The sequence below is a fragment of the Peribacillus sp. NPDC094092 genome (assembly GCF_050279365.1).
In the GTDB taxonomy this organism is placed as follows: Bacteria; Bacillota; Bacilli; order Bacillales; family DSM-1321; genus Peribacillus.
This window is the reverse complement of record NZ_JBNNUC010000012.1, coordinates 1-13588: the sequence shown is the minus strand read 5'-3', so window position 1 is coordinate 13588 and position 13588 is coordinate 1. Positions and strand designations below refer to the sequence as shown.

At 40.4% G+C, this 13588-nt stretch carries 27 protein-coding genes and 1 pseudogene; all 28 read left to right on the top strand.

Annotation, left to right across the window (positions count from 1 at the left end; all coding sequences use genetic code 11):
* Positions 1-354: 354 nt before the first annotated feature.
* Entirely contained in the window at positions 355-663 is a 309-nt protein-coding gene (rpsJ, locus tag ACQKNS_RS26440) for a 30S ribosomal protein S10 (protein ID WP_019244375.1), read from the top strand.
* A gap of 40 nt (positions 664-703) precedes the next feature.
* Entirely contained in the window at positions 704-1333 is a 630-nt protein-coding gene (gene rplC / locus ACQKNS_RS26435; protein ID WP_192207443.1) for a 50S ribosomal protein L3, read from the top strand.
* A 25-nt stretch (positions 1334-1358) separates the two neighbouring features.
* The gene (gene rplD, locus ACQKNS_RS26430; protein WP_192207444.1) at positions 1359-1982 is read left to right on the top strand and encodes a 50S ribosomal protein L4; all 624 of its coding nucleotides are present in this window, start codon (positions 1359-1361) and stop codon (positions 1980-1982) included.
* The gene (rplW, locus tag ACQKNS_RS26425; RefSeq protein WP_034305023.1) at positions 1982-2266 is read left to right on the top strand and encodes a 50S ribosomal protein L23; all 285 of its coding nucleotides are present in this window, start codon (positions 1982-1984) and stop codon (positions 2264-2266) included. The genes rplD and rplW overlap by 1 nt, the downstream gene beginning before the upstream one ends.
* A gap of 26 nt (positions 2267-2292) precedes the next feature.
* A complete protein-coding gene (gene rplB, locus ACQKNS_RS26420) occupies positions 2293-3123 on the top strand; it encodes a 50S ribosomal protein L2 (protein WP_034305021.1) in 831 nt (276 codons plus the stop codon).
* A gap of 60 nt (positions 3124-3183) precedes the next feature.
* Positions 3184-3462 carry a 30S ribosomal protein S19 gene (gene rpsS, locus ACQKNS_RS26415; RefSeq protein ID WP_034305018.1) on the top strand — a complete coding sequence of 93 codons (279 nt, stop codon included), beginning with the start codon at positions 3184-3186 and terminating at the stop codon, positions 3460-3462.
* 17 nt (positions 3463-3479) lie between these two features.
* Positions 3480-3821 (top strand): 50S ribosomal protein L22, encoded by a 342-nt coding sequence (gene rplV, locus ACQKNS_RS26410; RefSeq protein ID WP_283916490.1) that lies wholly within the window; start codon positions 3480-3482, stop codon positions 3819-3821.
* Between the two features lie 3 nt (positions 3822-3824).
* Positions 3825-4481, top strand: a complete 657-nt coding sequence (gene rpsC / locus ACQKNS_RS26405; protein WP_034305014.1) for a 30S ribosomal protein S3 — start codon at positions 3825-3827, stop codon at positions 4479-4481.
* A 1-nt stretch (position 4482) separates the two neighbouring features.
* Entirely contained in the window at positions 4483-4917 is a 435-nt protein-coding gene (rplP, locus tag ACQKNS_RS26400) for a 50S ribosomal protein L16 (RefSeq protein ID WP_034305012.1), read from the top strand.
* The gene (gene rpmC, locus ACQKNS_RS26395; RefSeq protein WP_034305010.1) at positions 4907-5110 is read left to right on the top strand and encodes a 50S ribosomal protein L29; all 204 of its coding nucleotides are present in this window, start codon (positions 4907-4909) and stop codon (positions 5108-5110) included. The genes rplP and rpmC overlap by 11 nt, the downstream gene beginning before the upstream one ends.
* An 18-nt stretch (positions 5111-5128) precedes the next feature.
* The gene (gene rpsQ / locus ACQKNS_RS26390; RefSeq protein WP_285769163.1) at positions 5129-5392 is read left to right on the top strand and encodes a 30S ribosomal protein S17; all 264 of its coding nucleotides are present in this window, start codon (positions 5129-5131) and stop codon (positions 5390-5392) included.
* Between the two features lie 41 nt (positions 5393-5433).
* Positions 5434-5802 carry a 50S ribosomal protein L14 gene (gene rplN, locus ACQKNS_RS26385; RefSeq protein ID WP_034305005.1) on the top strand — a complete coding sequence of 123 codons (369 nt, stop codon included), beginning with the start codon at positions 5434-5436 and terminating at the stop codon, positions 5800-5802.
* Positions 5803-5845: 43 nt separating this feature from the next.
* Positions 5846-6157 carry a 50S ribosomal protein L24 gene (gene rplX, locus ACQKNS_RS26380; RefSeq protein ID WP_427646140.1) on the top strand — a complete coding sequence of 104 codons (312 nt, stop codon included), beginning with the start codon at positions 5846-5848 and terminating at the stop codon, positions 6155-6157.
* 29 nt (positions 6158-6186) lie between these two features.
* Positions 6187-6726 (top strand): 50S ribosomal protein L5, encoded by a 540-nt coding sequence (gene rplE, locus ACQKNS_RS26375; protein ID WP_048677889.1) that lies wholly within the window; start codon positions 6187-6189, stop codon positions 6724-6726.
* A 25-nt stretch (positions 6727-6751) separates the two neighbouring features.
* On the top strand, positions 6752-6937 hold the full coding sequence (locus ACQKNS_RS26370; protein ID WP_034304998.1) for a type Z 30S ribosomal protein S14: 186 nt from the start codon (positions 6752-6754) through the stop codon (positions 6935-6937).
* A gap of 30 nt (positions 6938-6967) precedes the next feature.
* Positions 6968-7366, top strand: a complete 399-nt coding sequence (gene rpsH, locus ACQKNS_RS26365) for a 30S ribosomal protein S8 (protein ID WP_034304995.1) — start codon at positions 6968-6970, stop codon at positions 7364-7366.
* Between the two features lie 30 nt (positions 7367-7396).
* Positions 7397-7933, top strand: a complete 537-nt coding sequence (gene rplF / locus ACQKNS_RS26360; protein ID WP_427646139.1) for a 50S ribosomal protein L6 — start codon at positions 7397-7399, stop codon at positions 7931-7933.
* Positions 7934-7965: 32 nt separating this feature from the next.
* The gene (gene rplR, locus ACQKNS_RS26355; RefSeq protein WP_076372859.1) at positions 7966-8328 is read left to right on the top strand and encodes a 50S ribosomal protein L18; all 363 of its coding nucleotides are present in this window, start codon (positions 7966-7968) and stop codon (positions 8326-8328) included.
* Between the two features lie 22 nt (positions 8329-8350).
* A complete protein-coding gene (rpsE, locus tag ACQKNS_RS26350; RefSeq protein ID WP_034304987.1) occupies positions 8351-8851 on the top strand; it encodes a 30S ribosomal protein S5 in 501 nt (166 codons plus the stop codon).
* Between the two features lie 16 nt (positions 8852-8867).
* A complete protein-coding gene (rpmD, locus tag ACQKNS_RS26345; RefSeq protein ID WP_427646138.1) occupies positions 8868-9050 on the top strand; it encodes a 50S ribosomal protein L30 in 183 nt (60 codons plus the stop codon).
* Between the two features lie 32 nt (positions 9051-9082).
* Positions 9083-9523, top strand: coding sequence for a 50S ribosomal protein L15 (gene rplO / locus ACQKNS_RS26340; protein ID WP_034304982.1), 441 nt, complete (start codon positions 9083-9085; stop codon positions 9521-9523).
* The gene (secY, locus tag ACQKNS_RS26335; protein ID WP_034304981.1) at positions 9523-10818 is read left to right on the top strand and encodes a preprotein translocase subunit SecY; all 1296 of its coding nucleotides are present in this window, start codon (positions 9523-9525) and stop codon (positions 10816-10818) included. The genes rplO and secY overlap by 1 nt, the downstream gene beginning before the upstream one ends.
* 58 nt (positions 10819-10876) lie before the next feature.
* On the top strand, positions 10877-11530 hold the full coding sequence (locus tag ACQKNS_RS26330) for an adenylate kinase (protein ID WP_427646136.1): 654 nt from the start codon (positions 10877-10879) through the stop codon (positions 11528-11530).
* A gap of 565 nt (positions 11531-12095) precedes the next feature.
* On the top strand, positions 12096-12314 hold the full coding sequence (infA, locus tag ACQKNS_RS26325; protein WP_028390440.1) for a translation initiation factor IF-1: 219 nt from the start codon (positions 12096-12098) through the stop codon (positions 12312-12314).
* A gap of 40 nt (positions 12315-12354) precedes the next feature.
* Complete coding sequence (gene rpmJ / locus ACQKNS_RS26320; RefSeq protein ID WP_003156543.1) at positions 12355-12468, top strand: 50S ribosomal protein L36; 114 nt, start codon at positions 12355-12357, stop codon at positions 12466-12468.
* Between the two features lie 22 nt (positions 12469-12490).
* Positions 12491-12856, top strand: coding sequence for a 30S ribosomal protein S13 (gene rpsM / locus ACQKNS_RS26315; RefSeq protein WP_034304978.1), 366 nt, complete (start codon positions 12491-12493; stop codon positions 12854-12856).
* Positions 12857-12878: 22 nt separating this feature from the next.
* On the top strand, positions 12879-13268 hold the full coding sequence (rpsK, locus tag ACQKNS_RS26310) for a 30S ribosomal protein S11 (protein ID WP_028390438.1): 390 nt from the start codon (positions 12879-12881) through the stop codon (positions 13266-13268).
* Positions 13269-13445: 177 nt separating this feature from the next.
* Positions 13446-13588: pseudogene (locus ACQKNS_RS26305) on the top strand (DNA-directed RNA polymerase subunit alpha); the annotation flags it as partial.

The following is a 13588-nucleotide window of genomic DNA, read 5'->3' as shown; positions in this document are numbered from 1 at the left end:
TTTTATTTTTTAATGTAGATTCATTCTTTCTTCTATAATATATCCGTAAAAAATGAAGTTCATTTGATGATATCTTGTACATTTATGATATGAAGAAAATGGATATGAAAGACCACACAGAATGTACTTGTAAATACTTGTGATAGTATGTATAATAATAAAAGTGTGTTGCACAAGAAAAATCTAAGTTTAACTTGCATTTTGCTTGTGTTATATGTATAATAGACAATGTTGGTCTTTGACTGCGATGATATGGAAGGTTGCTGACACACCCGGCCGCTTTGCCATGGCGAGTGTGTGGGAAATTTCCATTGAGAAGGTCTATTTTAAAATAGGCGAAAAGGAGGGAAAATTATGGCAAAACAAAAAATTCGTATCCGTTTAAAAGCATATGATCACAGAATTCTTGATCAATCTGCTGAGAAAATTGTTGAAACTGCAAAACGTTCTGGTGCGGCTGTATCTGGTCCGATTCCATTACCTACTGAAAGATCGGTATATACGATCCTACGTGCGGTTCATAAATACAAAGACTCTCGTGAACAATTCGAAATGCGTACGCATAAACGTCTAATCGACATCGTTAATCCAACTCCACAAACAGTTGATTCATTGATGCGTTTAGATTTACCATCAGGCGTTGACATTGAAATCAAATTATAATTCATATAAATATGAACAATTACTCTAGGAGGTGTGACTTATGACCAAAGGAATCTTAGGAAGAAAAATCGGTATGACTCAAGTTTTTGCTGAAAACGGTGAACTTATTCCGGTAACAGTTATCGAAGCTGCTAATAACGTGGTTCTTCAAAAGAAAACTGTTGAAACTGATGGCTATGAAGCAGTTCAAGTTGGTTTTGAAAACAAACGTGAAAAGCTTTCTAACAAACCTGAAAAGGGCCATGTTGAAAAAGCAAATACTACTCCTAAGCGCTTCATTCGCGAATTCCGCGGAACGGATCTTAATGAATATGAGATCGGTCAAGAAGTCAATGTAAGTATTTTCGCTGAAGGCGATTTAGTAGATGTATCAGGAATTTCAAAAGGTAAAGGTTTCCAAGGCTCTATCAAACGTCATGGACAATCTCGCGGACCAATGTCTCACGGTTCTCGTTACCACCGTCGCCCAGGTTCAATGGGTCCTGTAGCTCCAAACCGCGTATTCAAAGGTAAACTTTTACCAGGACGTATGGGTGGAGAACAAATCACTGTTCAAAACTTAGCTATCGTTAAAGTTGATGTTGAACGTAACCTACTATTGATCAAAGGTAATGTACCTGGTGCTAGAAAAGCATTGATCAAAGTTAAATCTGCTGTTAAAGCAAAGTAATTTCTGAGAAAGGAGGAGCAATAGAATGCCAAAAGTTACATTGTTCAACCAAACAGGTTCTCAAGTTGGCGACATCGAACTAAATGAATCCATCTTTGGTATCGAACCTAATAATCACGTATTATTTGAAGCAATCATCATGCAACGAGCTTCCTTACGTCAAGGAACTCATAAAGTTAAAAACCGTTCTGAAGTAGCAGGCGGTGGACGTAAACCTTGGAAACAAAAAGGAACTGGACGTGCGCGTCAAGGTTCTATCCGTTCTCCACAATGGCGTGGCGGTGGTATTGTTTTTGGACCAACTCCAAGATCTTACTCTTACAAGCTGCCTAAAAAGGTACGTCGTTTAGCTATTAAATCTGCATTGTCTGCAAAGGCATTGGAAGAGAACATTTTGGTACTTGAAAGCTTGTCTTTCGAAGCTCCAAAAACAAAAGAGTTTGTAGCGGTTCTTAAAAACCTTTCTGTTGACACTAAAACATTAGTCGTTACTGACGGTTTAGATGAGAAAGTTGCTCTTTCTGCACGTAACATCCCTGGTGTTACTGTGGTTGAAGCTGATGGTCTTAATGTTCTTGATGTTGTTTCACACAACAAATTGATCTTGACTAAATCAGCTGTCGAAAAAGTAGAGGAGGTGCTTGCATAATGGATGCACGCGATATCATTAAGCGCCCCGTAATCACTGAACGCTCTTCAGACATAATGGCTGAAAAGAAATATACTTTTGAAGTTGATGTTAGAGCTAATAAAACTCAAGTTAAAGATGCTGTTCAAGAAATTTTCGGCGTTAAAGTTGAGAAAGTAAACATCATGAACTACAAAGGTAAATTCAAACGCATGGGCAAACATGCAGGCTATACTAACAAGCGCCGTAAAGCTATTGTTAAATTAACTGCTGACAGCAAAGAAATCGAGCTATTCGAAGCTTAATTCATTAGAGAAGGAGGGAAATACAAATGGCGATTAAGAAGTATAAACCTACCTCTAACGGTCGACGTAATATGACGACTTCCGATTTTGCTGAGATCACTACAGACAAACCGGAAAAATCATTACTTGCTCCTTTACACAGCAAAGGCGGCCGTAATAACCAAGGTAAGTTAACAGTTCGTCATCAAGGTGGCGGCCACAAGCGTCAATACCGTATCATCGATTTCAAACGGAATAAAGATGGTATACCAGGACGCGTTGCTACTATTGAGTACGATCCAAATCGTTCTGCAAACATTGCATTAATTAATTACGTTGATGGAGAAAAACGTTATATCCTAGCTCCGAAAAACCTAGAAGTAGGTTTGGAAGTTATGTCAGGTCCAGAAGCTGACATCAAAGTGGGTAACGCATTACCTCTTATTAACATCCCAGTTGGTACAGTAATTCATAACATCGAACTTAAACCAGGAAAAGGTGGACAATTAGTCCGTTCAGCAGGAACATCTGCACAAGTACTTGGTAAAGAAGGCCGTTATGTACTAGTACGTTTAAACTCAGGTGAGGTTCGTATGATTCTTGCTACTTGCCGTGCTTCAATCGGTCAAGTTGGTAACGAACAACATGAACTTATCAACATTGGTAAAGCTGGACGTAACCGTTGGTTAGGCAAACGCCCAACAGTTCGTGGATCTGTAATGAACCCGAATGATCACCCACACGGTGGTGGTGAAGGTAAAGCGCCAATCGGACGTAAATCACCAATGTCTCCATGGGGTAAACCTACTCTTGGATTCAAAACTCGTAAGAAGAAAAACAAATCCGATAAATTTATCGTACGTCGTCGTAAAAAATAACGGGATTGAACTACGGTTCATATATAGAACCGTAGAACAGTCACGAAGGGAGGTACTCGCATGGGTCGTAGCTTAAAAAAAGGACCTTTTGTTGATGATCATTTATTGGTTAAAGTTGAAAAATTAAATGAAGCTGACAAGAAACAGGTAGTAAAAACTTGGTCTCGTCGCTCAACAATCTTCCCGCAATTCATCGGACACACAATCGCCGTTTATGACGGTCGTAAGCATGTTCCGGTTTATGTAACAGAAGATATGGTAGGTCACAAACTAGGCGAATTCGCGCCTACACGCACTTATAAAGGTCACGCAAGTGATGACAAGAAAACAAGACGTTAATGAGAGGAGGGCATCTCATGCAAGCAAAAGCTGTCGCTAGAACAGTTCGTATTGCTCCTCGTAAAGTGCGTTTAGTCGCAGACTTAATTCGAGGAAAACAAGTAGGTGAAGCAGTAGCGATTCTTCGCTTAACACCAAAATCTGCTTCTCCAGTCGTAGAAAAAGTTTTGAATTCTGCTATCGCAAATGCAGAGCACAACTACGAAATGGATATTAATAACCTAGTCGTTTCAGAGGCATACGTTAACGAAGGACCAACATTAAAACGTTTCCGTCCTCGCGCTCAAGGTCGTGCGAGTGCAATCAACAAACGTACTAGTCATATTACAATCGTTGTATCAGAAAAGAAGGAGGGGTAATCTGTGGGTCAAAAGGTAAATCCAATCGGTATGCGTATCGGGATCATCCGTGACTGGGAATCCAAATGGTACGCTGATAAAGACTACGCAGTTCTTTTGCATGAAGACATCAAAGTTCGTGAATATATCGCGAAACGTCTAAATGATGCTTCTGTTTCAAAAGTTGAAATCGAACGTGCAGCTAACCGTATCAATGTATCTGTCCACACTGCTAAACCAGGAATGGTTATCGGTAAAGGCGGTACTGAAGTCGAAGCACTTCGTAAAGCTTTGAACCAGCTGACAGGCAAAAGAGTTCATATCAATATCATTGAAATTAAAAGAGCAGATCTTGACGCAAAATTGGTTGCAGAAAACATCGCTCGTCAATTAGAAAACCGTGTTTCATTCCGTCGTGCTCAAAAGCAAGCTATCCAACGTACTATGCGTTCTGGAGCAAAAGGAATCAAAACTCAAGTTTCTGGTCGTCTTGGCGGTGCAGATATTGCTCGTGCTGAACATTACAGCGAAGGAACAGTTCCACTTCACACACTTCGTGCAGACATAGATTATGCTCATGCTGAAGCAGATACTACTTACGGTAAGCTAGGCGTGAAAGTTTGGATCTACCGTGGAGAAGTTCTTCCTACTAAGAAGAAATCTGAGGAAGGAGGAAAATAATATGTTATTGCCAAAACGCGTAAAATACCGTCGTGAACACCGCGGTAAGATGAGAGGGATGGCTAAGGGCGGCACTGAAGTTCATTTCGGAGAATTTGGACTTCAAGCTCAAGAAGCTTCCTGGATCACAAACCGCCAAATCGAAGCAGCTCGTATTGCGATGACTCGTTATATGAAACGTGGAGGGAAAGTTTGGATCAAAATCTTCCCAAGCAAACCTTACACAGCTAAGCCGCTTGAAGTACGGATGGGTTCCGGTAAAGGTGCTCCTGAAGGTTGGGTAGCAGTCGTTAAACCGGGCAAAGTTATGTTTGAAATCTCTGGTGTATCTGAAGAGGTGGCAAGAGAAGCATTGCGCCTTGCAGCACACAAACTTCCAATCAAATGCAAGTTTGTAAAAAGAGAGGAAATTGGTGGTGAAACAAATGAAAGCTAATGAAATCAAAGATCTAACCACTGCTGAAATTGAACAAAAACTAAAATCTCTTAAAGAAGAACTATTTAATCTTCGTTTCCAGTTAGCTACTGGACAACTTGAAAATACAGCTCGCATCCGTGAAGTTCGCAAATCGATTGCTCGTATGAAAACAGTTGTTCGTCAAAGAGAGATCGGTGTCACTAATCGATAATGAATGGAGGTTTGCAGAATGAGCGAACGCAACCAACGCAAAGTCTACACTGGACGCGTAGTATCCGACAAAATGGATAAAACAGTAACAGTTGTAGTAGAAACCTATAAAAAGCATTCTTTATACGGTAAACGCGTGAAATATTCTAAAAAGTTTAAAGCTCATGACGAGCTAAACGAAGCTAAAGCAGGCGACGTAGTACGTATCATGGAAACTCGTCCACTTTCAGCTACAAAACGCTTCCGTCTTGTAGAAGTAGTAGAAAAAGCAGTAATCATTTAATATAGTTCGGATTAAGCTAATTCCGAAGGGAGGTACCGTACATGATTCAACAAGAATCTCGTTTAAAAGTCGCTGACAATTCAGGTGCTCGTGAAGTGCTAACAATTAAAGTCCTAGGTGGTTCTGGCCGTAAAACTGCAAACATCGGTGATATCATCGTTTGTACAGTCAAACAGGCAACACCAGGAGGCGTTGTTAAAAAAGGTGAAGTCGTTAAGGCTGTTGTTGTCCGTACAAAACGTGGTATGCGTCGTCCTGACGGTTCTTACATTCGTTTCGATGAAAACGCATGTGTAATTATCCGTGACGATAAGAGCCCACGTGGAACACGTATTTTTGGACCTGTTGCTCGCGAATTACGTGACAATAGTTTCATGAAGATCGTTTCTCTTGCTCCAGAAGTTCTATAATATGTAAAATTTGTATAAAGCCTTTCAAGGAGGTGCCAAGCTAATGCATGTTAAAAAAGGTGACAAAGTCGTAGTCATCTCTGGTAAGGACAAAGGCAAACAAGGAATAATTCTTTCTGCATACCCGAAACAAAATCGTGTGCTTGTTGAAGGAGTTAACATCGTGAAAAAGCATTCCAAGCCATCTCAACTTAATCCACAAGGTGGAATTATCAGCAAAGAAGCTGCTATTCACGTATCCAATGTAATGCCACTTGATCCTAAATCAGGTAAACCGACTCGTGTTGGATATAAGATCGAAAATGGTAAAAAAGTACGCGTAGCTAAAATTTCAGGTGAATCTTTAGATAAATAAGTCATAAAAGAAGGGAGGTACACTAAGCAATGAGCCGCCTTAAAGAAAAATTCAAAAGTGAAATTACACCATCATTGATGGGTAAATTCAACTATCAATCAGTAATGCAAGTACCAAACATTGAGAAAATCGTTATTAACATGGGTGTGGGTGACGCAGTTTCTAACTCTAAAGCTTTAGATACAGCTGTTGAAGAACTTACATTGATCACTGGTCAAAAACCTGTTATAACAAAAGCAAAAAAATCAATCGCAGGCTTCCGTTTGCGTGAAGGTATGCCTATCGGAGCGAAAGTTACATTACGTGGAGAGCGTATGTATCAATTCCTTGATAAGCTAGTATCTGTATCTTTACCGCGTGTACGTGATTTCCGCGGCGTTTCAAAGAAATCCTTTGACGGACGTGGGAACTATACATTAGGCGTTAAAGAACAACTTATCTTCCCTGAGATTGATTACGATAAAGTGAGCAAAGTTCGTGGTATGGACATCGTTATCGTAACGACTGCCAACACTGACGAAGAAGCTCGTGAACTACTTACTCAAGTTGGAATGCCGTTCCAAAAGTAATCTCTAAATAAAGGGAGGCGAAATCGTGGCTAAAAAGTCTATGATCGTAAAGCAAAAACGCGAACAGAAGTTTAAAGTACAAGAATATACACGTTGCGAACGTTGCGGACGTCCACATTCTGTATTACGTAAATTTAAACTTTGTCGTATTTGTTTCCGCGAACTTGCATATAAAGGACAAATTCCTGGCGTTAAAAAAGCTAGCTGGTAAAACCCGAGTTTGGGAAGGAGGTAAAATATAATGGTCATGACAGATCCTATTGCAGATATGCTTACTCGCATCCGTAATGCGAATATGGTTCGTCACGAAAAACTGGAAGTTCCTGCTTCAAAGATCAAAAAGGAAATCGCTGAGATCTTAAAAAGTGAAGGCTTCGTACGTGACTTTGAATTAATCGAAGACAACAAACAAGGTATCATCCGTATCTTCTTAAAATACGGTGCAAACAACGAACGTGTTATCACTGGTCTAAAACGTATCAGCAAACCTGGTTTGCGTGTATATGCAAAAACTGGAGAGGTTCCACGCGTTCTTAACGGTTTAGGTATCGCAATTGTTTCTACTTCTCACGGAGTTTTAACAGACAAGGAAGCTCGCTCTAAACAAGTTGGCGGAGAAGTTTTAGCATACGTTTGGTAATACATTTTCACAAGAATGGAGGTGCACATTATGTCTCGTATAGGTAAAAAACCTATTGAAATCCCTGCAGGCGTAACAGTTACTGTTACTGGAAGTGAAGTAACTGTAAAAGGACCTAAAGGTGAATTAACTAGATCATTCAATCCTGACCTTTCAATCGTTGTTGAAGAGAACGTGTTAACTGTTACACGTCCGTCTGACGAGAAGACTCACCGTTCTCTACACGGTACTACTCGCGCGCTCATCTCTAACATGGTTGAAGGTGTATCAACAGGTTTCGTAAAAACACTTGAACTTATTGGGGTTGGGTACCGTGCACAAAAGCAAGGTAACAAGCTTGTCCTTAACGTAGGATATTCCCACCCTGTAGAAATAGAGCCAGAAGCTGGCGTTGAAGTCGAAGTTCCTTCTAATACAAAAGTAATCATCAAAGGTGCAAGCAAAGAACGTGTAGGAGCTCTAGCAGCTAATATCCGTGATGTTCGCCCGCCTGAACCGTATAAAGGTAAAGGTATCCGTTACGAAGGCGAATTCGTTCGTCGTAAAGAAGGTAAAACTGGTAAGTAATGCCGCATAAGTAAACGAAAGGAGTGACGTAAATGATTACGAAGCTTGATAAAAATGCTACTCGTCAGAAAAGACATGCGCGTGTACGTGCTAAGCTTTCTGGAACAGAAGCTCGTCCTCGTTTAAATGTGTTTCGTTCAAACAAACACATTTACGCACAATTAATTGACGATGCAAAAGGCGTAACATTGGCAAGTGCTTCAACTCTTGATAAAGAGATCAGTATCGAAGCAGGTAGCAATGCTGAAGCAGCTCAAAAAGTTGGCGAACTTATTGCGAAACGTGCTGTTGAAAAAGGTTTCAAAGCTGTGGTGTTTGACCGCGGTGGTTACCTCTTCCATGGTCGTGTAAAAGCATTGGCTGACGCTGCTCGTGAAAACGGCTTAGAATTTTAATGGATAAGGAGGGACATAACAGATGCGTAGCATTGATCCTAATAAATTAGAACTTGAAGAACGCGTAGTTACAGTAAATCGTGTAGCTAAAGTTGTTAAAGGCGGACGTCGTTTCCGTTTCACTGCACTAGTTGTTGTTGGTGATAAAAATGGTCATGTTGGATTTGGTACTGGTAAAGCTCAAGAAGTTCCGGATGCTATCCGTAAAGCTATTGAGGATGCTAAGAAAAATCTAATCACTGTACCAATGGTTGGTACTACTATTCCTCACCTTGTGAACGGTCGCTATGGCGCAGGTCACATTCTATTGAAACCAGCTTCTGAAGGTACAGGAGTAATTGCTGGTGGTCCTGTTCGTGCGGTACTTGAATTAGGCGGAGTTAGCGATATCTTGTCTAAATCACTAGGTACTAATACACCTATTAATATGGTTCGCGCAACAATTGAAGGATTGAAGCAATTGAAACGTGCTGAAGACGTAGCTAAGTTACGTGGAAAATCAGTACAAGAACTGTTAGGATAAGGAGGGAAATCGAATTATGGCTAATAAATTAGAAATCACCCTCACTCGCAGCTTAATTGGTCGTCCTGAAGATCAACGTGTTACAGTTAACACTTTGGGTTTACGCAAAATGCATCAAACGGTTATCAAAGAAGATAACCCTGCGATCCGCGGTATGATTACCAAAGTTGCTCATCTTGTTACTGTAAAAGAACAATAAAATAATTTTTAACTTAACAAGGAGGTGCCAACATGAAACTTCATGAGTTAAAAGCTGCAGAAGGTTCTCGTAAAGAACGTAAACGTAAAGGTCGCGGTATTGGATCTGGTAACGGTAAAACAGCAGGTAAAGGACATAAAGGACAAAACGCTCGCTCCGGCGGCGGTGTGCGTCTTGGATTTGAAGGGGGACAAACTCCTCTATTCAGACGTTTACCTAAACGTGGATTTACCAACATCAACCGTAAAGACTACGCTATCGTTAACCTTGATACGTTAAATCTTTTCGAAGACGGTACTGAAGTAACACCAGCTCTTTTACTTGAGACTGGGGTTGTAAGTAAAGAAAAAGCAGGAATCAAAATTCTTGCAAAAGGAAGCATTGAGAAAAAGCTTACTGTTAAAGCTCACAAATTCTCGTCTACTGCTAAAGAAGCTATCGAAGCTGCTGGCGGTAACACAGAGGTGATCTAATGTTTCGCACGATCTCCAATTTTATGCGCGTGGGTGAAATAAGGAATAAGATTATTTTTACCCTTCTAATGTTAATCGTCTATCGCATCGGTACATTTATACCTGTACCGCATGTGAATGCCGATTTTCTCGCTGAACAGGACCAGCTGAGCGTCATCGGTCTTTTAAATACCTTTGGCGGCGGGGCATTGCAAAACTTCTCCATATTGGCGATGGGAATCATGCCGTACATCACGGCATCCATCATCGTTCAGCTGTTACAGATGGATGTTGTTCCTAAGTTCACTGAATGGTCTAAGCAAGGAGAAGCAGGGCGCCGTAAATTAGCTCAATTCACTCGTTACTTCACTATTATCCTAGGATTTATCCAAGCTGTTGGTATGTCTTATGGGTTCAATAATATGTCAGGTGGACAGTTAATTGAAAATCCTGGAATTGCAACATACTTGCTTATTGCGACTGTCTTAACGGCAGGAACAGCTTTTCTTTTGTGGTTAGGGGAGCTGATCACTGCTAAGGGTGTGGGTAATGGGATTTCCATCATTATCTTTGCTGGTATCGTAGCTAGTTTGCCTACTACGGCAAATCAGATTTACGCCCAACAATTTGAAAATGCCGGAGATCAATTATTCTTACGAATCATAACGATTATCCTCATTGTTTTAGCAGTATTAGCAATCGTGGTTGCTGTCATTTTCATTCAGCAGGCATTACGTAAAATTCCTATTCAGTATGCGAAACGTGCTGCGGTAGGTCGTACACAAATGGGTGGCCAGTCTACTCATTTACCATTGAAAGTAAATGCTGCGGGTGTTATTCCGGTAATCTTTGCAATGGCATTTATCATTACTCCGACTACAATCGCTTCTTTCTTCGGAAAGAACAGCGTGACTAGCTGGATATCAACAAATCTTGATTACACCAAGCCAATTGGTATGATCATCTATGTTGCTCTTATCATTGCTTTTGCGTATTTTTATGCATTCATTCAGGTTAACCCTGAACAAATGGCTGAGAATTTGAAAAAGCAAGGTGGCTATGTGCCGGGGATTCGTCCAGGTAAGAGTACACAAGAATATTTAACACGTGTTTTATACCGTTTGACGTTTGTAGGCTCTATATTCTTAGCCATCATTGCCGTTTTACCGGTATTTTTCATTAAGCTTGCTGATCTACCTCAATCTGCACAGATTGGTGGTACCAGTTTGCTGATCGTAGTCGGGGTTGCCCTTGATACGATGAAGCAGCTGGAATCACAACTTGTGAAGAGACACTATAAAGGCTTTATAAAGTAATGAGTTTTGGGAACGGCTTGTTCCCTTTACCCATTATAGAGTTTGAGGGGGAAGAAAATTGAATCTGGTTTTAATGGGTCTGCCGGGTGCTGGTAAGGGCACTCAAGCTGAACAAATCGTAGAAAAATATAATATCCCTCATATCTCTACTGGAGATATGTTCCGAACAGCTATCAAAGATGGAACAGAATTAGGTCTAAAAGCGAAATCATTCATGGACAAAGGCGAATTGGTACCTGATGAAGTTACCATTGGCATCGTACGTGAACGTTTAAGCAAAGAAGACTGCCTTAAAGGGTTTTTGCTTGATGGATTTCCACGTACTGTGGCACAGGCAGAAGCGCTTGAAAGCATTCTTGCTGATTTAGATCGCAAAATAAATTTTGTCATTAATATCGATGTTGATAAAGGCATCTTAATGGAAAGATTGACAGGACGTCGTATTTGCAAATCATGTGGTGCGACATACCATCTTGTATTCAATCCTCCTGCAAAGGATGATGTATGCGACCGCTGCGGCGGAGAATTATATCAACGTGCCGACGATAATGCAGAAACGGTTCAGAATCGCTTAGATGTGAATTTGAAACAAACCAAGCCACTTCTAGATTTCTACGGAGACAAAGGGTACTTGGTCAACATTAACGGACAGCAAGATATTAATAAGGTATTTGAAAATATCGATGTGTTGCTTGGTGCTTTACAAAATTAATCATTCGTATTGATTTATGAAATTCATACCATTTTTATAACTTACTAGTTAAACTTGGTGCATTCCTATAATACAAAGGGTATAATGGATTTCGCGAGAGCATTCGCACATTTATTAATCAGGTTCTTGTACTTGGTATTCCCTGAATTGGGCGATTACTTTTTAAGTGATCTTCATGGACATATCCGGTCGGCAAAATTGATGAAGAAATGCAGTGACTCTATTGGGATTCCTAAAGAGTCGTGATATAGAGGGTTGAAAGAAGCTATGTCAGGCGTGCGCCTTTCAAACATCTCCCATGCTATTCAAACCTATGTCGAGACTAATTGCTTCTCTATTTCGAGAGTATGTCGGTCACGGAATCGGTCAAGACTTACATGAGGGCCCATAAAATCCTCATTTCGGTCCAACTGATAAAGGTCCTCAGTTAAAGCCTGGTTCTACAAAATGGTGAATACTTGATGCAGAATTGTAAGACTTATGAGGATAATTGGACTGTAGTAATGTTGACGGAAAGATGTGTACCTTTAATAGGTTCACGCATAGAGAAGGGAGAATCACTTTAATGGCGAAAGATGATGTAATTGAAGTAGAAGGCACAGTACAAGAGACTTTGCCAAATGCAATGTTTAAGGTAGAATTAGAAAATGGTCATACTGTTTTAGCTCATGTATCCGGTAAAATTCGTATGCACTTTATTCGCATTTTGCCTGGAGATAAAGTTACGGTTGAGCTTTCCCCGTATGATCTAACTCGCGGCAGAATCACATACCGGTTCAAATAATCCGGTTTCGCTCCGATCTGTATAAGGAGGTTAGATAGCAATGAAAGTCAGACCATCAGTCAAACCAATCTGCGAAAAGTGTAAAGTTATCCGCAGAAAAGGTAAAGTTATGGTTATTTGCGAAAACCCTAAACATAAACAAAAACAAGGCTAAATAGAAGGAGGTGCACTCAAGCATGGCACGTATTGCTGGAGTAGATATTCCCCGTGACAAACGTATTGTTATCTCATTAACATATATATATGGTATTGGAAAACAAACAGCGATCAAGATTCTTGCAGAAGCAGGCGTTTCTGAAGAAACTCGCGTTCGTGACTTAACGGAAGACGAATTGAACAAAATTCGTGATATCATTGACAAGCTTAAAGTAGAAGGCGACCTTCGTCGTGAAATTTCCCTAAACATTAAACGTTTAATGGAAATCGGTTCTTACCGTGGTTTACGTCACCGTCGTGGTCTTCCTGTTCGCGGTCAAAATACAAAAAACAATGCTCGTACGCGTAAAGGACCTCGTCGTACTGTAGCTAACAAGAAAAAATAATTAGTAAAGGAGGTTACTTTTCATGGCACGTAAAACTAATACACGTAAACGTCGTGTGAAAAAGAATATAGAAACTGGTATTGCTCATATTCGTTCAACATTCAATAACACTATCGTTACGATCACTGACTCTCATGGTAATGCTATTTCTTGGTCAAGTGCTGGAGCTCTAGGATTCCGTGGATCTCGTAAATCCACTCCATTCGCTGCACAAATGGCTGCTGAAACAGCTGCTAAAACATCAATTGAACATGGTATGAAAACTCTTGAAGTTACAGTTAAAGGACCTGGTGCTGGACGTGAGGCTGCTATTCGTGCACTTCAAGCTGCTGGCCTAGAAGTAACTGCAATTAAAGATGTAACTCCAGTTCCACATAACGGATGCCGTCCACCAAAACGTCGCCGTGTTTAATTTTTCTGTATAGATTTTGTATTCCTGTCAATAATGGGATATAATACTGAGTTTGCGTTCTTACAGAGGATTAATTTTCAGTTGTTGCGCACAGCGGGAACGTATACATGGGGAATTTCGGTTTAAGTGAATTCGTTTACTTGCCGGGGTTTTGACGTTTTGAAGGAGGGTTTATTGATGATCGAAATAGAAAAACCAAAAATCGAAACGGTTGAAATCAACGACGATACCAAATACGGTAAATTCGTCGTAGAGCCACTAGATCGTGGGTATGTTACTACATTGGGTAAGTCCTTACTTCGTATCCTTGTATCCTCACT